Origin of the sequence: Bacillus sp. FJAT-28004, assembly GCF_001280845.1 — a bacterium.
Lineage (GTDB): Bacteria > Bacillota > Bacilli > Paenibacillales > Paenibacillaceae > Pristimantibacillus.
Genome location: NZ_LGHP01000001.1, coordinates 3,151,325 through 3,172,510, shown reverse-complemented (window position 1 = coordinate 3,172,510; position 21,186 = coordinate 3,151,325). Strand labels below are relative to the sequence as shown.

The window sequence follows — 21,186 nt, the reverse complement described above, 5'->3', positions numbered from 1 at the left end:
AGCACAGCAATGTGTGTAGCTGACGAATACTAATCGGTCGAGGGCTTATCCTAAACACGTTTGCCGTGACCCATACATCCGGTAGACAGCAGCATGAAGGCTTCAGCAAGCCTAACTTTCGTATCCAGTTTTCAGGGCGCAATACGCCTTGATATTCAACCGTGCCTATTTTGAAGTTGAAGTTTTTACTAACATGTCAACTCAGAATACAATGTTCCCTGATAGCTCAGTTGGTAGAGCACTCGACTGTTAATCGAGTTGTCACAGGTTCGAGTCCTGTTCGGGGAGCCATTATGCTCTCATAGCTCAGTAGGTAGAGTGCATCCATGGTAAGGATGAGGTCACCGGTTCGAATCCGGTTGAGAGCTCCAGAAAACTTTCAACTGTAAGGACAAGCATCAATTTTAGCATGGCCCGTTGGTCAAGTGGTTAAGACACCTCCCTTTCACGGAGGTAACAGGGGTTCGAGTCCCCTACGGGTCACCAAATTATTTTCACAAAAAGGCGCCTTTATCCATGGACGCTTAGCTCAGCTGGGAGAGCATCTGCCTTACAAGCAGAGGGTCGGCGGTTCGATCCCGTCAGCGTCCACCATATCGCTATTGGGGATTAGCCAAGCGGTAAGGCAACGGACTTTGACTCCGTCATTCTCAGGTTCGATCCCTGAATCCCCAGCCACTTATACTATGAGTCATTAGCTCAGTTGGTAGAGCACCTGACTTTTAATCAGGGTGTCGTAGGTTCGAATCCTACATGACTCACCATTTTTTTATCTCACATGCGCGCGTATGGCGGAATTGGCAGACGCACTAGACTTAGGATCTAGCGGGCGACCGTGGGGGTTCAAGTCCCTCTACGCGCACCATCTTTAACACCCTTTATAGGGAAGCACTCTGTATGTCAACAGAGTAATGTAGGTGGAAGCCCTACAAAACATGGTTAAGCTTCAAAGAATCACATATGCGCGTATGGCGGAATTGGCAGACGCACTAGACTTAGGATCTAGCGGGCGACCGTGGGGGTTCAAGTCCCTCTACGCGCACCATACCATGAAGAAACCCTTGGCGAACAAGGGTTTTTTGCTGTTTATATACATGATTATGATTGATGTAGTAACCACTCATCTGCTTGATTTAAATCCACGTTTAGATGCCCCGTGTTTTAAATGAAAAGTCCAGGATGATTATCAATGCCATATAGGGCTTGCTCAGCACCATATCTTTGTAATGTAGCTTCTACTTTCATTCCTACCTTCTCAAGGAGTCTGCAGGAGGATACATTTGCTGTTTGTGTCTCGGCTATTACTTTTCCAAGTTTTAACTCGTGAAGAGCGTACATTAATAGATGACGGATAACTTCAAATGCATATACATTTCCCCAGCTTTGCGGCAGAAATTCATAGCTGATTTCCTTAAACATTCCGTCTGTGTGATTATCTAAGGAAACGACCCCAATAAACTCATTATTGTCTTTTCGTCTAACCGCCCAAATGAATGACTCCTCCGTGGAAGAGCGCTCTAAAGTTTCTAGAAACTTGTTTAAATGATGCTCCTCTGGTATGACCCCTCCTAAATATTTTCTAACCTCATTACTCGAGTATATCCTTTGCATGTATTTAAAATCGGATTGTTTTAAATGATCTAGTTTGCATCTTGCGGTTTGCATATGGTTTTTGATTCTCCTTTTTAAGCTGCATGATGTTAAGGATATACGAGGTTAATCGTTTTGAGTATAAATAGTAAATGCTGTAAGATTTTCATGTGAAGAAATAGTAATCGCATTGATAGATTTGAAGACATGGTTTTTGTGATCGTATCATAGGAACCAACATGATGCCAACCAATTACTCTATAGAGTATGAGAGTTGGATTATCCATTTAATCCCTTCATTTTTAGATTAAACCTGTCGATATAGTTCAATGGGACTAACTGGAATCTTAATATAAGAAGGAGATAGGTAATATGCATCAAGTGGCGAATAAATGGCGTGTAAGAGCTATAGCTATCCTGCTTATCATAGTGTTGAATGTCAGTTATACAGGAAGCGGAGCAGAGAATGTTAATGGATCTTATGGGAATAACCTAGTTTCCGCAGCAGAGGTGACAAATGAGACAAAAGCTGTTGCAGCAGATGCTAAGAATTCTCCTGTCATCAAAGCAGAACTGGAGTATTGGCGCTTCACTGGAGAAGGCACTCTGTATCCACCGATTGTTATGCCGAGTGGAAAGTTGCTAGTCGCAACGAATAATGGATGGATATCTATGTTGGATAATGGCGGAAAAGAATTGAAACGAATCAACACCTACTCGATATTATCCGCTCCAGCTGTGAATAAAAAAGGACAGGTGTTTGCAGCAGGAACTGGAGCTAGGATTTTTCAATATGATGAGGCAGGCAACGGCGGTCAGATAGGCATTTATTATTTTAAAGGGAAAAAGGAGCAATTACAGTCATCTGCTATGGTGACGGACGGGGAAGGCACCCCTTATTTCGCGTATCAGCATGCCATTTTATCGCTGAGCAGTGAAGGAGAACAGCAGGCTGGGCTGCTGCCGGAGAATGTAGCGGTTAAAGAACTAGTTGCAGGTAAGCGCGGCGTCTATGTGCTGGGCAGCAATGGCATGATATATGCCGTGCGCGGCAGCGCTGTTGTATGGGAAGCGTCGCTTGAGCAGACGCTGCATGGGGCGAAGCTGATCGCGGACGACGCAAGCGGAGGCGTCATGCTGCTTGCGGGCAGAGCTATTGCTGCGTATGAAGAGGACGGCAAAGTCCGCTTCACTCGCGAGCTTGCGGCAGCGCCCGCAGGTGGTTGGACGTCCCCGGTGCGTTTGCCCGGGGACAAAGGAGTTGTCGTTGCCGCCGAGCTTAGCGGCAACGGCATAGCTGCGTTCCGCCTCGCAGACGGGGCGGAACTATGGCGCATTAGCGCCAGCGGGGCGGGCGGCTTCGGCCCCGCGGCGCTTGCGCCGGACCTTGGCGCCGGCACGGTGCTGGCCGGCGGCCGTTCCGGCGCTGTGTACGCGATCGACGGCTCCGCCGGGTCGATCTTGTACACCTACGGCGGACACGCCGCGGTTCCCGCGAGCGGTGTGGCGCCGCAAGGCAGCGGACGCTTCGTATATGCGTCCGCCAATACACTCATCGCAGCGGGGCCAGTCCGCACCGTTGCGATTACCTATGCAGCAGCGTCGATCAAGCTGCCGCTGAATACACGGCTTCTGCTCACGGACAAGCTGAAGCTGTCCGATCCTATCGCTGTAAGCTATCGCTCCGACAATCCAGCGGTCGTTCGCATCAATGAGAGAAGCGTCGTAACCCCCGTTGCTGTTGGAGCAGCTCATCTATATATAGAGGTTACAACTAGCGGCTACAAAGGTCAGCTGAAGCTTCCTATTCAGGTTACAGCATCGGCACTGAACCTGAAGGTGAAGCATGAATCCAAGAAGGTTATTGCATCAGGCAAGTCGTTTACCGTTCAAACAGTGATCATTCCAAAGGGGATGCCAGTTACTGCTGGGCTGGCAAGCCGTAAAATAGGCGTCGTTCAGCCGCTTCTATCGATCGCCAAAGACTATCAAGCGGATGCAGCCATTAACGGAACCTACTTCGAGGCTTACGGCGGCATACCCGAGCCTTATGGTACTGTTATTGTAGATGGGAATGTGGAGCACATAGGCAATACAGGCACAGCGATTGGCTTTACATGGGATGGCAATGTAGTCATGGATACGCTGCGCGTCAAAATTTTAGGGGGAACAAATGGTTCTTTCAAGTCACCTAACAATTGGTATGCGTATTTTATAAATCGAACACCTGCAGTAGGTGCTTCCTCAGCGATTATGTTCACGCCAAAGCGTGGAGCTAAGCTTGGATTTGCACTTGGCACTTCAGTAACCGTAAGTAAGGGTGTAGTGACCAAAATAAGCAAGAAAGAGAATGTCAGCATACCGGCTAACGGATATGTTCTCGTCTACACAGGCTCTGAAGAGAAGCTCTCCTCACGTTTTCAGGTTGGAACCAAGGTTGACTATAAAATAGAAATGACTAACCTTTCGAATGCTCCGGTTGCTTGGTCTCGTGTTCACACCGCAATTGGTGCGGGACCAAGGTTAGTGAAGGATGGGAAGCCAGCGGTTAATCCAGCTGGAGAAGGTTTTAGCAGTTCCAAAATATTAACCGACGCAGCCGGAAGAAGCGGAATTCTTGTCAAAAAGGATGGGACTGTTGTCATTGCTACCGTTTCCAAAGCAACAATAAAGCAATGGAGTCAAATTATGATTCAGCTTGGCGCTGAGCAGGCGATGAATTTGGACGGAGGAGCATCGTCTGGCTTGTACGCACAAGGAAAGCTCATTAACACACCTGGTAGATTAATTAGCAACGGTCTCGTTTTTGGTACGAAGCTGAAGTGGTAAATGCCTCATAAAATGATAAGTGACGGCCGTCCTACTATGTTGGGCGGCTTATCTATTTATATAGGGTTCTATTTATCGCTATGGGCCTCGCTGCTTATATTATCATTGACTTTTTTTATGAGAAACATTATCATTAGGAAATAAATGATAATCGTTATCAATATTCGTTAATGAATGAAATATAAATATAAAATGAGAAGGTGTCTGCCTCAGGCAGCGGAAGGAGCGTGCATGTCAAATGATTCGTTTAACAACCTCTGGTCTTGATATTGCTTATGATGACCGTCTAATCGTTGAGAATTTAAACATTGCTATACCTCAAGGGAAAATCACGGCGCTAGTAGGAGCAAACGGATCCGGTAAATCAACGATTTTGAAAACAATGGCCCGTATTATGAACCCCTCGAAGGGCAGTGTACTTCTGGACGGAAAGTCCATCCATAAGCAATCGACGAAGGAAGTAGCGAAGCAATTGGCGATTTTGCCGCAAAATCCAACTGCTCCAGATGGGCTCACGGTAGCTGAGTTAGTCTCCTATGGACGTTTTCCTTACCAAAAGGGTTTCGGATCGATGACCAAGGATGACCGCAGTATTGTGCAGTGGGCAATCGAAGCGACAGGCATGACTGATTTTGCCGATCGTCCGGTCGACCACTTATCTGGCGGACAACGTCAGCGTGCATGGATTGCCATGTCGCTTGCGCAGGAGACCGATATTTTATTTCTTGACGAGCCTACGACATTCCTGGATATGGCGCATCAGCTAGAGGTTCTTCATTTGCTTCAAAAGCTAAACGCTGCTAATAATCGAACGGTAGTAATGGTCGTTCATGATTTGAATCATGCGACGCGCTACGCTCATCATATGATCGCAATTAAGACTGGGGTCGTTGTAGGCGAAGGCACGCCTGCAGAGGTTATGACACCAGACATCATGCGTGAAGTATTTAATATCGAGGCAGATATCGTGCCTGATCCACGTACGGGCGTTCCGCTATGCTTACCGTATGCACTAGCTGGCCAGCCAGCCGCTGATAAAGTGGCATTGATCAACCGTTCGCAGTCTGAGAGAGCTCTAGCAGCTGCTGGGGCTTAATATTCTAAACCGTGATTCCCATGGGAACACGGTTTTTTATTCGTCTGCTTGTATGATGCATATTGTTTGTTATGGTAAAGAAACGAACAGGGGGAAACAATAAGAGTTGACTAATCGGAAGGAGACATAAGCGATCACGTCATTAAAACAGATTAATAATAAATGAATTATTGAAGTCGAAAATCTTGTTTTCCCGCGCCATATCAGGCTTTGTAGCCATTTTAAGCGAGTGTATTCTAAGTGATTTAAAATAATTTAAAACTTTTTTCAAAAAACAGTTGCTTTTTGTTTTCAGGGGTGATATATTATTACTTGTCGCCGCGATGATAAACGAAACGAACGGCCGACAGAAATACATGCGGAAGTGGCTCAGCGGTAGAGCATCGCCTTGCCAAGGCGAGGGTCGCGGGTTCGATTCCCGTCTTCCGCTCCATAAATTGTGCGGCCTTAGCTCAGCTGGATAGAGCGTTTGACTACGAATCAAAAGGCCAGGAGTTCGAATCTCTTAGGCCGCGCCATTTTCCCATCATTAGACGCAATTCATTTACACTTCGGGACGTAGCTCAGCTTGGTAGAGCACCTGGTTTGGGACCAGGGGGTCGCATGTTCAAATCGTGTCGTCCCGACCATAATCTTTTTCTTTGCGGGTGTAGTTCAATGGTAGAACTTTAGCCTTCCAAGCTAATAGCGTGGGTTCGATTCCCATCACCCGCTCCAACTATTTAAACCCGAAAGCCTTGCGATGCAAGGCTTTTTTTGTTTTTTCAGAGTTGGAAAATTGCAATGCTGCAGCAGGAACTAATGGTTGAGGCAATTTCTGGGGCAAAACTTTTCTTTTCGAAAATAAAATATAGTACAAAACTAAAACCCGAGCTATATGCAGCGATATGGAAAGAAAATTACACACAAGGAAAATGGACTTACATGCAAATGCTTGCAAACATGGGGAATTAACGGACACCAGAGCCCTTATTTGCCTCAATTCCCCTCTTTTGCAGATCTTACGGACATAGAGGCCGTTAATTGGCTTCAAGCTTCTTGAATACGCTCCGTTTCACCGAAATAACGCATCCTATGTCCGTTAGATTTGAGTTTGTGCTTAAATCCTCGTAAATAGCGGATTCTATGTCCGTTAGGGTCAAACATGAAAAACTCAAGAACAGATTCCTATGCTGAGCCGAGAATATTATTTATGTAAATATAAATAAACACATCGAACGGACACCAGAGCCCTTATTTGCCTCAATTCCCCTCTTTTTCAGATCTTACGGACATAGAGGCCGTTATTTGGATTCAAGCTTCTTGAATATGCTCCGTTTCACCCAAATAACGATTCCTATGTCCGTTAGGGCTACTAAACATGAACCAGGCAAGCACACATGTTCAAGTTGAGCTGAGAATATTTTTTATGTAAACGGAAATAAACAAAACGATAAATCAACAACCCGTCTGGAAGTGCCCAGCGGGTTATTTCTCTGCCTACATCCAAAACATCATAACACGAGCTTTGATGAGGTTTACCAAGTGCTTTACAAAAGCTTCACGGATAATTAATCATCATGAAATATAAACACTCTACAATTCTAGTTAACATAATAGATATGGGAGTGAGTGAAACTTGAAGATCTATAGTAAAAGGTTAATATCGTTATTATTAGCTACGGAAATCACAGCCAGCATGATGTTGACAGGCGGGCCTATAATGGCTGCCGGTTTGCCGTTGTCAGGAACGCCTTACGCAGTAGACAACGCCTATAACGTTGCCAACCCGCATATTGTTATTAATCAAGTGTACGGCGGTGGCTTGAGCGAAGATGCTAAAATACTGATATCTCACGGCTTTATTGAGCTTTATAATCCGACGGATAGTGATGTCAATCTTGCAGGGTGGTCGCTGCAATATGCGGATCGGGGTTCTGATGCAACAAAAGGTTCTACGCAGCCATGGCAAAAGCTTGATCTGACCGGAACGATTAAAGCGCATTCCTCTTTTCTTATTAAGGGAGCTTCTACAGGAGCTTCAAAACCCAAGGTGAATCTCTCTACGAAAAGTGACCTTACATGGGAGCGTTTCATTAATAACAAAGGGATGAAGGTTGCTCTCATGAGTAATCAGACTTTGCTCACTGATCCTAATCCATTTGCATCAAAGCCAGAAGGCTATGTAGATATGGTCGGTACAGGAAGCAATGATGAAGAAAGTGATATCGACGGATATGAAACGGCTTATCCAACTGGTCCGGCAGAAGGCACATCGAAGAAAAAGTCCATTCGCCGCAGCAACTTCGCAGATACGGATAATAATAAAGTGGATTTTAAACAAGTTGATTATGAGGTTGCTACAGGCGATGCATTGACCGCAGCAGTCCCTCGCAGCGGTGCTGACGGTGCTTGGGGCCCTGGTGTTGTTCAGCCCTTAGCAATTACCACAGCAGCTCTCGCTGATGGCTTCGTGGGATCTCCTTATTCTGCAGTCATCCAGGCCACTGGCGGAACAGCGCCTTATACGTTCACTGCAACTGGCTTACCGGAAGGACTTAATCTTACACCAAACGGAACGCTTACAGGGACACCTACCAAGGCGGAATCGAATGCTGTGACGATTACAGTAACGGATAGCACGGCAGGGACGCCAGTAAGTGTAGTAAAGTCATTTACTCTTTCGATTCAATCCGAGATAGCGCCTGCAAATCATGTTTTAATTAATGAGGTATATGGTGGTGGCGGGAAAATCAATAAAGATACTCCTCCAGCAGCATCTCCATACCTCTATGATTTTGTAGAGCTATACAATCCGACTGCTTCACCAATATCGCTTGCAGGGTATCATCTAAGATACAGCAATAAGGGAGCTACAACGGTCCAAGGCTATGATTTTGAAGAAGGTGCGGTCATTGCTCCTCACGATTATTACCTAGTTCGCCTTGAAGCTACTTGGGGAAATACGAGTGACAAAAATTATGGAGATCCTTACCTCGCAGATGCGTATGCAAGCACGAAAGAGCAATCCATCGGGATGTCTGATGTGGATGGCACGGTGGAATTGTTCCAAGGAGTGTACTCCACTTCGGCAGTTGTTGATGCGGTAGGCTTCGGTGCAGTTCAGACATCGCTGCATGAAGGAACTTCAGCGGGGAATGGAGCATCATTGCCAGCGGCAATCAAAGGTGTGCGCCGCATTAACTTTCAGGATTCCAACAACAATGCTGCTGATTTTGTGATAGTGGATCCATCGCCAACGCGGGCCGGAAAAACTGAGGGAACGGTTGATGTCATTCCTGATTTTGTGAAGGTTATTGGCTCACTTCAAAAGAATACAACGGACAAAGCCGTAACGGTTGAAGGATTGGTGACAACTCCGCCAGTTAAATTGGATAACAGCCAAACAAACGCTGTGCGGTATGTGCAATCGTTCACGGGTGCGATCGCGGTAGAAGGCATAGACCCTTCCATCCCAGTGGGAGCAGAGGTACGCGTTTCTGGAACGGCTGGTCTTCATGAAGGAGAAGTACGGGTGAAAGGCAATCCGCAGGTAACAAGGCTGAACAATAAAGTATTTAGTTTAGTAGCGGAAGATACATTCGACAAATCCATGCTTAACATAGACAAGCTTAGTTCAGTAACAGCTGAGATGTACGGCAGGAGAGTGACAACCACTGGCAAAGTAACTGCTGTGGACAAAACTACAAATACATTAAAGCTGGACAATGACATGCTGCTCTATGTGAATGGAGAGTTCCCGAAGGCTGACGTCGGGGATAATGTACAAGCAACCGGAACGATTGGGGTATTTGGCAGTGAAGTTAGACTGGCTATAGCGAGCGCTGCTATAGACTTGGTCATCAAGCCTGTATCGGCTGAATTTAAAGACACGCTTAATATTTCAAAAATCGGAGAATATTCGATTGGCCTATCCAATAAAGATGGCGGCGTGGCTGAGATCGTCAAATTCAACAAAGACAATGCCAAATTCTATTTGGTGAACGGCTCCGGTAATCCGCCGAGCTTAGATATTGTTAGCTTGGGAAGCGGGAGCGGAACTCTAATCAAAGAAAAAACAATACTTGTTAAACCGATGGCGGAGGTTGAAGGTTTTGTATACGGTGATTTAACTAGCGTAGATATTAATACGACGACAAAGCGTGTTTCTGTAGCCGTACAAGAAGCAGATTCGCTCAAGCCAGGGAAAATATTAGTGCTCGATTATGATGGTAAACTAATCGCAACCTACGCAGCTGGCGTACAGCCGGATATGATTAAGTCGACAGCTGACGGAAAGTATATACTTACTGCGGATGAGGCTGAGCCGCGTACGGGTACAACTGATCCCAAAGGAAGCGTAACGATCGTGAGTACAGTAGACAACAAGGTTACACATGTTTTATTCGATGACCTGTCCATTATTGAGGATGGTGTTCATATCCGCGGCAAAGTGGATCCTGTAGATGGCAAAATTAAATCCAGCGGTACAAAAGCAGACGCTGTGTTCGACCTGGAGCCAGAGTATATCACTCTTTCAGAGGATAACAAGACGGCCTATGTGTCTTTGCAAGAGAATAACGCAATCGCGATTATTGATATCGAAACGAACAAAGTGACTGCGGTAAAAGCACTGGGATTGAAGGATTACAATGATCCGCGTAATGCTCTTGACGTTCTAAAGGACAGCGCGATTAAGCTGGAAAATGTACCGTTTAAAGGTATGTATATGCCTGACGGTATTGCATCTCATACGATTAACGGGCAAACATACCTGTTTACGGCGAATGAAGGTGATGTAACCGAATGGCCGAATCGTACGAACGGAAGTACGATTGGTGCATTAAAAGGTAAGCTTGATCCTAAATCGGCGGCAGCAATTTTCTTGAATGGCAAGACTGCTTATGATGGTATTGAAGTGGCAAGTGATATGGGCAATGACGGTATTTATATGTACGGCGGCCGTTCCTTCTCGATTTGGAATGCGAGCTCGATGGAGCAGGTTTATGATAGCGGCAATGATTTTGAAGCGATTACGGCTAGTCGATTGCCAGCATTCTTCAACACAAGCAACAGCAAGACTGCAATCGACGATCGAAGCGGCAAGAAGGGCCCAGAACCAGAGGATATTAAAACGGGGAAAGTCGGCAATAAAACTTTGGCTTTCGTTGGTCTTGAGCGCATCGGCGGCTTCATGACCTACGATGTGACGAATCCGGCACATGCGACATTTGCCAATTATACAAACACTCGCGAGTTCAAAGACAGTCAAGGCAAGGACAACCTGGATACTGATACCGGCCCAGAAGGCTTGGAGTTTATTCCGGCTAACATTAGTCCAACAGGAATGCCTCTGCTTTTGGTTGCCTATGAAGTAGGCGGCAAGGTAGGCGTATATCAGCTGAATGTAACGAAAGTAACGATGGATAAGACTACTCTTTCCTTGAAGGTTGGAGATGCTTCATCCAAGCTGCACGCGACCGTTGAGCCTGTTGGCGGAAGTGCTGCTACTATAGTATGGACTTCGTCTAATTCAGCTGTAGCAACAGTGGACACAAATGGCAATGTCACAGCAGTAAAAGCGGGAACAGCGGTCATTTCGGCAATGAGCGAGGACGGATATGGCTTGGCTGAGACGAGTGTTACGGTTACTTCCGCTGATGACGGCACACCGACACCAAATCCATCCCCTGCGCCTTCTACAAAGCCTGAAGAACCAGCAATATCAATTGTGAATGGTGAAACAGTGAAAGCAGTAGGCACATTGAAAGCAGAGACTGACAGCAGCGGCAAGACCACTGCAACTGTGTCGTTAAGCCAATTGGATGCAACAATAGCTGCTCTGGATAAAGCAGCAAACGGCAAGCCGGGAGCTATTGAGTTTAAGGTGGCGATGAATAAGGATGCTGAATCCGCTGTTATTAAGTTTGAGGAGAACGTTATGGCTAAGCTAGCAACCAAAGGGCTGAAGTCCTTGGATGTAAATGCAGGGCTAGGAATCTTATCCTTCGATGCTAAGGCTATTGGAACGTTGGCGTCAGCTACAGCAAACGATGAGCTTTCAATAACGGTTAATAAAGCAGATACATCTAAGCTGTCCAGTTCGATCAAGGAAACGATCGGCAGTCATCCTGTGTATGAGTTCGATTTGCTCGGTGGAAAAACGGCCATAACCGATCTGAAGGGCGGTACTGCACGGGTTAGTATTCCGTACACGCTTCAAGAAAACGAAGACAGCCAAGCAGTAGTCATCTACTATATTGCAAATGACGGCAAGCTTATCATTGTACCTAACAGCGTGTACGATAAGTCATCAGGTCAATTGCAATTTACGGTCAGCCATTTCTCTACTTATGGAGTTGGCTATAATCACGTGGAGTTCCTAGATACGGCTTCAAGCTTTGCGAAGGATTCTATCGTCTATTTATCTTCCAGAAATATTATCGGAGGCATGGGCAGTCAGAAATTTGCTCCGAAGGCGAATATGACAAGGGCTGATTTCACACTCATCCTAGCAAGAATTGCTGGCGTTCAGCTGGACGGCTACACTTCATCAAGCTTTAAGGACGTGAAGTCATCCGATTACTTTGCTGGGGCAGTGGCATGGGCTGCTGAGAAAGGAATTGTCGGAGGGGTTGGCGAGGGCAGCTTCAACCCTAAGGCCAATATTAGCCGTGAGCAAATGGTGGCTATGATTGCAAGGTTCGTTGACGTAATGAATTTTGATTTACCATCTCAGACAAATGCATTGGCGTTTGAAGACGCATCATCCATTGGTGCCTTTGCGAAGGAAGCAGCAGCTGCAGTGCAGGAAGCGGGAATTATTAATGGCAAAACTTATGCGAATAAGACAGGAAGCTACTTTGCGCCAAAAGATTTGGCTACCCGTGAAGAAGCAGCAAAAATGCTGGCGAAATTAATTCAATTAATGGCATAATTCGACTTTAGCAAGACCGCATCGCCTTTCAGTGAGAGGTGGTTGCGGTCTTTTTTATAAGCCGAATAATCGAAGTCATTATTTACCGGAAACTCATGCTGCCAAAGGGAGCTGGCCMGTTATTCCAAATGAGTGAAGCTGTTTTTGTCAGGATTGGCTTCAGGGCTTCAACCCTGTAGGTTTTTGTAGTATGATGGTAGAAGTCAAAAAACGTTCATGTTGTACAAGCAAGCTTTCGAAGTGATTGCTGCTTCGAAAAACAAGTAAATGCTTACGGAGCAATCGTTGCTTCGCAAAAATTTAGGAGGAACAGTATGTCGGATCAATCTGCATCTACTTTGACCACAAATCGGCAGCAGGCTAACAATTTGCTGCGACGCGATGTCCGGTTTCTAGGCAACATTCTCGGTGAGGTTCTTGTTCATCAAGGCGGTCGTGAGCTGCTTGAAATCGTAGAACGGATTCGTGAACAAAGTAAATCTCTTCGCGCTGAATTTGTACCGGAATTATTTGATCAATTCAAAGAAAATGTATCATCGCTTAACCCGGAAATACGTCATCAAGTCATTAGAGCGTTTGCCATTTATTTTCAGCTCGTCAACATTGCTGAACAAAACCATCGGATTAGACGGAAACGTGATTACGAAGTTTCTGCCGGTGAAGCAGTACAACGCGGCTCCATTGAGAGCGCGATTCAAGACCTGAAGGAACGCGAGATTGCGATCGAGGAAGTTCGAGATATTTTGAGCAATATTTCGCTAGAACTAGTAATGACTGCGCACCCGACCGAGGCGACTCGCCGCGCGGTGCTTGATATTCATAAACGGATTGCTGTAGATGTGATGGAGCTGGATAATCCAACACTAACATATCGCGAGCGTGAGAAGCTGCGTGAGAAGCTCATGAATGAGGTTCTTATTTTGTGGCAAACAGATGAGCTTCGCGACCGCAAACCAACCGTTATCGATGAAGTTCGTAACGGCTTGTACTATTTTGATGAGACATTGTTCGAGGTGCTTCCTAACGTTTATGAAGAGCTTGAACGCTGCCTAAGCAAGTATTATCCTGATGAGAACTGGCATGTGCCTGATTACTTGCGCTTCGGCTCTTGGATCGGCGGCGATCGCGATGGCAACCCATCCGTGAAAGCTCAGGTAACCTGGGAAACGCTAACGCTGCACCGTCAACTGGCGATTCGCAAGTATGAAGAGAAACTAGGCGAGCTTATGGATCTGCTCAGCTTCAGCACAAACCTTGTAGAGGTATCGGCTGAGCTTGTGGAATCGATTCGTTCGGACCGTGAACATGTTGAGCTTAAGTGTGTTGATCTATGGAGAAATACGAAGGAGCCTTACCGTATTAAGCTTGGCTTCATGCTAGAGAAGCTGGCTAATACACGTGATGAATCACTTAAGGGATCACCAATGCGTTATAACCACCCTGAAGAGCTTCGCGAAGACTTGCTCGTTATTGACCGCAGCTTGCGTCATCACTACGCTGATTATGTAGCAGATACAGCACTTGCTAAGTTAGTACGTCAAGTTGAGCTATTTGGTTTCCACCTTATGGCGCTTGATGTCCGTCAGCATAGCCAAGAGCATGAAAATGCGATGTCTGAAATTTTGGCGAAAATGAATGTAGCAGCAGATTATGCGGCACTTCCGGAAGAAGAAAAAACAGACCTGCTTCACCGTCTCCTTAACGATCCGCGGCCGCTTACTTCAGGGCATCTTGATTATTCGGAGTCAACGCGTGAATGCTTGAACGTATACCATATAATCTATAAAGCGCAACAAGAGTTTGGCGTCAATTGTATCTCGAGTTATCTGATTAGTATGACTGAAGCCGCAAGCGACATGCTTGAAGTTATGGTATTTGCGAAGGAAGTCGGCCTGTTCCGTAAAGAGTCGGACGGTACCATTCGTTGTACACTACAATCCGTACCTCTATTTGAAACGATTGACGATCTTCATGCGGCACCAGCTATTATGAAGCAGCTGTTCGAAATGCCGATCTACCGTCAAGCGGTAGAAGCTCGCGGCAACCTGCATGAAATTATGCTCGGTTATTCCGACAGCAATAAAGACGGCGGAGTTGTTACAGCGAACTGGGAGCTGCGCGTTGCTCTTAATGATATTACTGCTGCTGGCAAAGAGTACGATGTCAAGTTGAAGTTCTTCCACGGTCGCGGTGGAGCGCTTGGTCGCGGCGGAATGCCGCTTAACCGCAGTATTCTTGCACAACCGCCTCATACCGTTGGCGGCGGCATCAAAATTACCGAGCAGGGTGAGGTTCTTTCCTCGCGTTATTCGATGCAAGGTATTGCATACCGCAGCTTGGAGCAAGCAACTTGGGCGCTTATCACGGCTGCTCGTCTGGCGAAATACCCAGAGCAAGCACCGCAAGCAGAAGCAGAGTGGGATGAAATTGCACGTTCGATTTCTGAGACAGCACTCGAGAAGTATCAGGATCTTATTTTCCGCGATCCAGATTTCTTGACCTACTTCAAGGAGTCGACACCGCTGCCAGAGGTTGGCGAGCTGAACATTGGTTCACGTCCTTCCAAGCGGAAAAACAGCGATCGTTTCGAGGATTTGCGTGCCATTCCTTGGGTGTTCGCATGGACGCAAAGCCGCTACTTGCTGCCTGCTTGGTATGCCGCAGGTACTGCAATGAAGCAATATATTGGCGAAGACGAAGACAAGCTGAACACGCTGCGTACGATGTACGAGAAGTTCCCGTTCTTCCGCTCGCTAATTGATAATCTTCAAATGGCTCTTGCGAAAGCAGATTTGCTTATTGCTAAGGAATACGCAGATATGATTAAGGACAAAACGATCCGCGATCGTATTTTTGAGCAAATCGAAGAAGAATACAAGCTGACATCTGAGCTTATTCTTAGCATTACGGGTCAAAAGGAAATTTTGGATAATGTTCCTGTCATCCAAGAATCGATTCGTCTGCGTAATCCGTACGTCGATCCGCTTAGCTACATGCAAGTACAGCTGCTAACCGAGCTTCGTGCGCTGCGTGATAACGAAGAAGATGATCCGGAGCTGCTCCGCGAAGTGCTTCTAACGATCAACGGCATTGCCGCAGGTCTTCGGAATACGGGCTAACCTTTCAAACCCATCGCTTAGGCGAATATAGAGTATTTAGAAAGCCAACCATGGTAATAACTGTGGTTGGCTTTCTTTTCGTTGATGCTGCAATTTGCTTTGTGACCATCAAATGATGAATGAAAGTGCTTGACGACAATCAGTAGGGGAGAGTTGAAGTTGCAGCGGCGGGAGCTGGTTAGGGTGAAGGGATGTTATTTGAGTGAACGTGTATAGGATGCAAGGCGTGAAGGTAAGTCGGAAATAGAGGAGGTTGGCACGAGCAAATCGAGCGTCTTGATTCAACTAGAGACTACCCCAAAATCAGAGTAGTCTCAACATTCCAATACCTAAAGTCCGAAATTCTCGCAGCCTATGAAGCTCATATGGCGAGACGAATCATATTTAGGAAGCGGCAAATAATTGTTCGGTACGTCACCCTTATTGCCTCGCAAGTGATAAATAGGGTGATTTCCTTTTGTAACCAGTGTACTCGTAGGAATATATCGAATGGTCAAACCGCAACGGCGCTCAGGAGACAGATTCGCTTTAGAGCCATGGATGATGTTCGGGTGATGGATGGAGACGCTTCCCGATTTTAATATGAGATCCACTGCTTTCGACTCATCGACGAATTTCTTCTCGATTTCTGAGCTCAGCACGTTATCGACTTCGAAGCTGCCTTTCATTTCCTGCAATTGTAGACGATGTGTCTCGGGGATGACCCGCATGCAACCGTTCTCTGTCGTAGAGTCATCGACCGCAAGCCATAACGTAATGACTTTCATGGGTTCCAAGGGCCAATAGCTTCCATCTTGATGCCATAACACAGGCTGGCCGGTGAAAGCTGGTTTACAAATGTAATGGGAAGCAAACAAAGCAATATCTGGTCCGATAAAGGTTTGCGCGATATCCAATAGCCGGTCATCGCTTATAAGCCGTAGCCAGAATGGATCATCGTGAATCAAATTAGTATGAAGCTGCTCTGGACGAAGATTCGAATTTTTATTGATCAGCCATTGCACATGCTCCTTAGCTTCCCCCATCAGCTCCGCATCAAGGACATCTGGAAAAGTAAGATACCCCTTATTCTCGTATTTATTGTGCAATTCTGAGACTATTAAGTCTGTCATCGTTATCTTCTCCTTTAAACATTATTGAATATCATCTTCTCTTTAAATCTATTTCAATTTCGCCTTCCAGTCTTTGTACCTTCATGCCCTTGTTTTGTATCAGTACGCCATCATATAATTTATATGAGTTATTTATAACGGAATGGAGGCGTGACCCATCAACATCAACCAACTCAATTCGATGATTCACGAACTCCGGGACTTGGAGGCTGCATATCATGTTCATTATTGGGGCAGTATTCCTGAGCATTACACCCATGCTCTCCATAAGCACTCCTTCTTCGAGATCTGCTATGTCACCCGTGGCGATGGATTTTATCTAGATAACGGCATTCGGTATCCGTTGTACCCTGGCGACATGTTTCTCTCGAAGCCAGGTGTATGGCACTGTATTGAAGGCGGAAGCTCTGGCATCGGGCTCGTCTATCTTGCATTTGAATTAACAGAAGAATTGTCGGTTTCCGATATCGTAAGCAGATATCGCCGATTATTGATCACAGAACGGGTTTACGTGCCTTCAGAAACCCCGTCCACTGCCGCCTCGTTATGGCAAACATTGATTGATGGTGAATTTAATGGCTTAGGCAATCAACAATTGCTGCAACATATCGCTCTGTCATTGATCTTATCCCTATTTCAGTTATTTCTTAATGAGGACAATCCTCAAAGAAAAACGTCTATGCCAAGCGAATCCGTCATACTATATCAGGCGAAGTTATATATAACCGACAATTTATCCATACGGATTAAGTTTCAGGATCTAGCCAAGCATTTGCATATTTCGGAAAGGCAGCTTTCCCGTCTCTTTAAGGAAGAGCTAGGAGAGAGCTTTTCGGAATTTTATCTCAAGGCCAAAATCCATGCAGCTAATTCTCGCTTGGAAACGACCGGATTCTCATTAAAGCAAATAGCCGAATCCACCGGGTTTTATTCCATCCATCATTTTACGAAAGCGTATAAACAAGCGACCGGTTATACCCCTGGGCAATGGCGGAAAATTAAACAAAGTGAGGAACGGCTCGAACATTAGTCGATCATACAAAAAAGACGTAACGGCATTATGCCGTTACGCCTTTTTGTATATGACCGGGTACATGTCTCCCTGAACGATATCGCCATCTTTACCGCCTGAAGCCATGAATTGTTTGGTCGACAAGTATTGGTGTCGCTCATCGTACCGGAAGCGCGTATCGCCGGTCATTAAGTGAAGAGCCGACGAGCGACGTACCCGATCCGAAATGTTAGGCCCGCTTCCGTGTATTGTCAAGCTGTGATGGAAGCTGACTTGCCCCGCTTTCATGACGATCGGCATAGTTCGAAACACTTGTCCCTCAGGCACGTTCATTCCATTCTTTTGATTGTCTAAATTTTGTTCGTAAAAGTCACTACCATTTAGAAGCCCCCATTGGTTGCTGCCCGGCACCATCATCATGCAGCCATTCTCTTCGTCAACGTCATCGTAAGCCACCCATGCCGTTAGCAACGTCTCTGGGTTCTGAAAGCACTTCCAATACGTATAGTCCTGATGCCAACCCACGTTTGAAGCATGTCCTCCGGATTGTTCAGGCTTATGCAGCAGTTGATCGGCCCAGAAACGGATTGTATCCGTCTCCGTCAAAGCAGCGGCAATCTCGCCGATCACTGGATCGTGGGCGAGTGCGCGGATCATTAAGTCGGCATAGCTCGCCATATCTGTTTTGCGAAGCGTTTTCGGGTGACCTTTTTCGTAGCTCCAGATGGCTTCGGGAGGCGTTCCCGTTTCGAATTCGTTCCGATAAACTCTCTCCATTCTTTCGCGCAGCCTGGACAGCCTTTCATCGTCGATAATTTTCGGAGACACCCAGTAGCCATTTTCTTTAAAAAATTTAACGTCATCTTGCGTCGGTATTCCATTTGCATTTGGCACTTCAGCTCATCCTCTCGTCGCGAATTCATTCTCGCTATCACCATCATTATGACTTGAGTCGGGATATTCTGTCTTTGTCTGAAAATATTCAATTTATCCGATTGTATGATATTATTTTAATAAAGGTTGGTGATTACTTTTAATCATATATTTATTTGTCCATTTGTACGATTTGCGATACGTGTCCCCCTGCTCGCGGGCGATCGGCATGGTCCTCGGATCTGTTATGTCCCCTCCCTGTATCTCATCGAGTCCGGCTGTGGCAGCATCATCTACGAAGACCGCCCGAATATACAGTTGCAGCCAGGAACTTTGCTTTTTATCCAGCCTGGCGTATCCCACACTTGGGAGGTGGATGTGGATGGTCCACTCACGTTTCGTTGTGTATTCTTCGAATGGTCCTATCGATTGAAGACTGGGGTACGGATTCCCAATGATTTATTGTGTCAACGTTCCGAGAAATCAGATGACTGTTTGTTGGACGTGCAGCTCGACTGTGGGATTCCTTACTCGTTAGTCGTGGATTCGATCAGCTTATGGAAAGGAATGTTCGAGGCGGTAACGTCTGAGTTCGAGGTGGTATCTCCTGATTTATCTGTTCTCGATCACGAGGATTATCCGAATTCGCTAGCTATCACTGGTCATTTCAATCTCCTGCTTCACCAAATCTATCGGTTGGCTAGGCGTCAGTCCGATATCACAGATCCGCGTATTACCAAGCTGATAGCATCGATGGAACGGCTGGCAGGCGGTGAATACGAAGACGTCGAGGGTTGGGCGGAGAAGCTTGGACTCAGCCGCAGCCACTTCCATGCGCTTTTCCGGACGCATACCGGCTTTACACCCAAATGGTATTGGAATCGGTGCCGTATCAACAAAGCCAGGAACGACCTGCTGAGTACGAACGATACGGTAACGGTGATCGCCGAACGTTACGGTTTTTCCTCGGTTCACGCCTTTACCAAATTGTTTCAAAAGATGGAAGGCGTAGCTCCGACGGTCTTCCGCCGTCAATATCGATTGATCTAATGAATAACAATAGCCTGACCTTCTAATCTGGAACTCTATTTTCTTATGTTCATTTATAGTCCACTTAAGTTTTGTTTAAGGTACATCCTGCATGATAGGTACATAGGAAACAGACACCTACTTTTGAGAGGATGATAGAGATGAACGAGGAAAACAAGCGCTCAGATGCGAGTGATGATACTTACACGTCGAACCATACATCGAATGAAACGAACCGGACTCCTGTCACTACTTATATTTATGAATCAAACAAATCGACAAATGAACTTAAAGCTACTTACGAAAAGGAGCTTGGGATGGGACAAGATGGGAGCGGAAGCGGGCCTGCAGCAGGTTTTAAAAAGCGTTCAAAGCGTTCGGGAGGCAGCTCCGCGAAAACGCTGCTTGCATCGTTCTTGATTGGCGCAATTGTTATTGGCGGTTTCTCATACATGGCCGATAAAAACAATCTGTTCAGCGGAGGGGAGCAGACCGTGCAAAACTCCGGCTCCAGCATAGTAAGCAATTCCGCTAAGGAAGATGCTGGCTTGTCTACTGCATCGCTAAGTTCAAGCGAAGATATCGCTTCCGTCTACAAAGCAGCTAGCCCCGCGGTCGTGAAAATCGAAAATTATGCGGAGCCTGCACGTTCAAACTCCATGTTCGATGATCCGCGCTTTCAACAGTTTTTTGGTGATGGTGGGTCGGGTAGAAACGGGCAGCAGCAAGAATCGCAAGAACAGCAGCCGAGCAGTACAGATCTAGAGCTGGTAGGCTCGGGTACAGGATTTTTCTTCGAATCAGATGGTTATATTCTGACCAACGAACACGTCATTGCTGATGCGAAGGAAGTTAAAGTAACTGTCCAAGGTTATGATGAGCCTCTAACAGCAAAGGTGCTTGGTTCAAGCTATGATCTGGACTTGGCGGTGCTGAAGGTGGAAGAGCCGAATGGAAAAGCATTTCCTGCTCTTAAACTGGGAAGCTCTGATCAAACACAAATTGGTGACTGGGTCATGGCGATCGGTAATCCATATGGCTTCGATCAAACGTTGACCATGGGTGTGCTAAGTGCGAAAGAGCGGCCGATTACGATTGCAGATGAGCAAGGAAATCATGATTATGAGCATTTGCTGCAAACGGACGCATCGATTAATCCAGGAAACTCTGGAGGACCGCTTCTCAATGAGAAGGGGGAGGTTATCGGGATAAACACGGCTGTTAATGCAGAGGCGCAAGGTATCGGTTTTGCAATTCCTACAACGACGATTACGAAGGTGCTAGAGCAATTGAAAACAAATACACTTTAAAGAATATGAACTGCAAGAACAGAGAAGGGTCTGGGAACAATATGTTTCCTAGACCTTTTTTTGAATTATTTTAGAGTTCCTAGTCGAAAGTCGAAAAAACAACTAGCCTCAGGTCGATTGCCGACTGAACGTCAAACCTATATAATTATTAGATCAGTTAGTATTTTTTGGAGCAAACAGCAATGAAACCTGAACGGTTGATTGCATATTGTAGCTCATCTTTATGAACATTAAGACTAATTAGGGTCTATGCTCATAATGGAAGTATCTTTCTCAATTGTCTTGCTTTTTCAGTTCATG

The 21,186-nt window shown here is 46.0% G+C and carries 10 protein-coding genes and 12 tRNA genes; 19 read left to right on the top strand and 3 right to left on the bottom strand.

What is annotated here, in order from left to right:
- Positions 1-215 precede the first annotated feature (215 nt).
- The 8 genes from AC787_RS13745 to AC787_RS13710 all read left to right on the top strand — a co-directional run bounded on the left by AC787_RS13745 (position 216) and on the right by AC787_RS13710 (position 1,045).
- A tRNA-Asn gene (locus AC787_RS13745) sits at positions 216-291 on the top strand.
- 4 nt (positions 292-295) lie between these two features.
- Positions 296-371, top strand: a tRNA-Thr gene (locus AC787_RS13740).
- Between the two features lie 40 nt (positions 372-411).
- A tRNA-Glu gene (locus AC787_RS13735) sits at positions 412-486 on the top strand.
- A 32-nt stretch (positions 487-518) separates the two neighbouring features.
- A tRNA-Val gene (locus AC787_RS13730) sits at positions 519-594 on the top strand.
- Between the two features lie 9 nt (positions 595-603).
- Positions 604-678: transfer RNA gene (locus AC787_RS13725), tRNA-Gln, on the top strand.
- A 10-nt stretch (positions 679-688) separates the two neighbouring features.
- Positions 689-764 (top strand) — tRNA-Lys (locus tag AC787_RS13720).
- 18 nt (positions 765-782) lie between these two features.
- Positions 783-865, top strand: a tRNA-Leu gene (locus tag AC787_RS13715).
- 97 nt (positions 866-962) lie between these two features.
- A tRNA-Leu gene (locus tag AC787_RS13710) sits at positions 963-1,045 on the top strand.
- Between the two features lie 116 nt (positions 1,046-1,161).
- Here AC787_RS13710 and AC787_RS13705 read toward each other — a convergent pair.
- Positions 1,162-1,665 (bottom strand): GNAT family N-acetyltransferase, encoded by a 504-nt coding sequence (locus AC787_RS13705; protein WP_054025295.1) that lies wholly within the window; start codon positions 1,663-1,665, stop codon positions 1,162-1,164.
- 297 nt (positions 1,666-1,962) lie between these two features.
- Here AC787_RS13705 and AC787_RS13700 point away from each other — a divergent pair, with 297 nt between their 5' ends.
- The 8 genes from AC787_RS13700 to ppc all read left to right on the top strand — a co-directional run bounded on the left by AC787_RS13700 (position 1,963) and on the right by ppc (position 15,550).
- Positions 1,963-4,419, top strand: a complete 2,457-nt coding sequence (locus AC787_RS13700) for a phosphodiester glycosidase family protein (protein WP_054025294.1) — start codon at positions 1,963-1,965, stop codon at positions 4,417-4,419.
- Between the two features lie 238 nt (positions 4,420-4,657).
- Entirely contained in the window at positions 4,658-5,515 is an 858-nt protein-coding gene (locus AC787_RS13695; protein WP_054025293.1) for an ABC transporter ATP-binding protein, read from the top strand.
- A 358-nt stretch (positions 5,516-5,873) separates the two neighbouring features.
- A tRNA-Gly gene (locus AC787_RS13690) sits at positions 5,874-5,948 on the top strand.
- Positions 5,949-5,956: 8 nt separating this feature from the next.
- Positions 5,957-6,033, top strand: a tRNA-Arg gene (locus AC787_RS13685).
- Positions 6,034-6,067: 34 nt separating this feature from the next.
- Positions 6,068-6,144: transfer RNA gene (locus tag AC787_RS13680), tRNA-Pro, on the top strand.
- A 14-nt stretch (positions 6,145-6,158) separates the two neighbouring features.
- Positions 6,159-6,232 (top strand) — tRNA-Gly (locus tag AC787_RS13675).
- Between the two features lie 901 nt (positions 6,233-7,133).
- Entirely contained in the window at positions 7,134-12,431 is a 5,298-nt protein-coding gene (locus AC787_RS13670; protein WP_082360750.1) for a choice-of-anchor I family protein, read from the top strand.
- A 314-nt stretch (positions 12,432-12,745) separates the two neighbouring features.
- Positions 12,746-15,550, top strand: a complete 2,805-nt coding sequence (ppc, locus tag AC787_RS13665; protein WP_054025291.1) for a phosphoenolpyruvate carboxylase — start codon at positions 12,746-12,748, stop codon at positions 15,548-15,550.
- Positions 15,551-15,879: 329 nt separating this feature from the next.
- On the opposite strand, the gene AC787_RS13660 is transcribed toward ppc, so the two are convergent.
- On the bottom strand, positions 15,880-16,662 hold the full coding sequence (locus tag AC787_RS13660; RefSeq protein WP_054025290.1) for a phytanoyl-CoA dioxygenase family protein: 783 nt from the start codon (positions 16,660-16,662) through the stop codon (positions 15,880-15,882).
- 202 nt (positions 16,663-16,864) lie between these two features.
- Here AC787_RS13660 and AC787_RS13655 point away from each other — a divergent pair, with 202 nt between their 5' ends.
- Complete coding sequence (locus AC787_RS13655) at positions 16,865-17,692, top strand: AraC family transcriptional regulator (protein ID WP_161807540.1); 828 nt, start codon at positions 16,865-16,867, stop codon at positions 17,690-17,692.
- A gap of 36 nt (positions 17,693-17,728) precedes the next feature.
- Here the strand turns inward: AC787_RS13655 and AC787_RS13650 are convergent, their stop codons facing one another.
- On the bottom strand, positions 17,729-18,568 hold the full coding sequence (locus AC787_RS13650; protein ID WP_054025288.1) for a phytanoyl-CoA dioxygenase family protein: 840 nt from the start codon (positions 18,566-18,568) through the stop codon (positions 17,729-17,731).
- Positions 18,569-18,697: 129 nt separating this feature from the next.
- Between AC787_RS13650 and AC787_RS13640 the strand changes: the two genes are divergently transcribed.
- Together AC787_RS13640 and AC787_RS13635 are read left to right on the top strand one after the other, a co-directional pair.
- Positions 18,698-19,597: a helix-turn-helix domain-containing protein gene (locus AC787_RS13640; protein WP_161807539.1), complete on the top strand. Its 900-nt coding sequence runs from the start codon at positions 18,698-18,700 to the stop codon at positions 19,595-19,597.
- 140 nt (positions 19,598-19,737) lie between these two features.
- The gene (locus AC787_RS13635; protein WP_054025285.1) at positions 19,738-20,886 is read left to right on the top strand and encodes a S1C family serine protease; all 1,149 of its coding nucleotides are present in this window, start codon (positions 19,738-19,740) and stop codon (positions 20,884-20,886) included.
- Positions 20,887-21,186 lie beyond the last annotated feature (300 nt).

Bases quoted from the DNA above. Each gene is read 5' to 3' on its own strand.
- AC787_RS13695 (WP_054025293.1), top strand. From the start codon at position 4,658: ATGATTCGTTTAACAACCTCTGGTCTTGATATTGCTTATGATGACCGT.
- AC787_RS13635 (WP_054025285.1), top strand. From the start codon at position 19,738: ATGAACGAGGAAAACAAGCGCTCAGATGCGAGTGATGATACTTACACG.
- ppc (WP_054025291.1), top strand. From the start codon at position 12,746: ATGTCGGATCAATCTGCATCTACTTTGACCACAAATCGGCAGCAGGCT.
- AC787_RS13705 (WP_054025295.1), bottom strand. From the start codon at position 1,665: ATGCAAACCGCAAGATGCAAACTAGATCATTTAAAACAATCCGATTTT.
- AC787_RS13700 (WP_054025294.1), top strand. From the start codon at position 1,963: ATGCATCAAGTGGCGAATAAATGGCGTGTAAGAGCTATAGCTATCCTG.
- AC787_RS13660 (WP_054025290.1), bottom strand. From the start codon at position 16,662: ATGACAGACTTAATAGTCTCAGAATTGCACAATAAATACGAGAATAAG.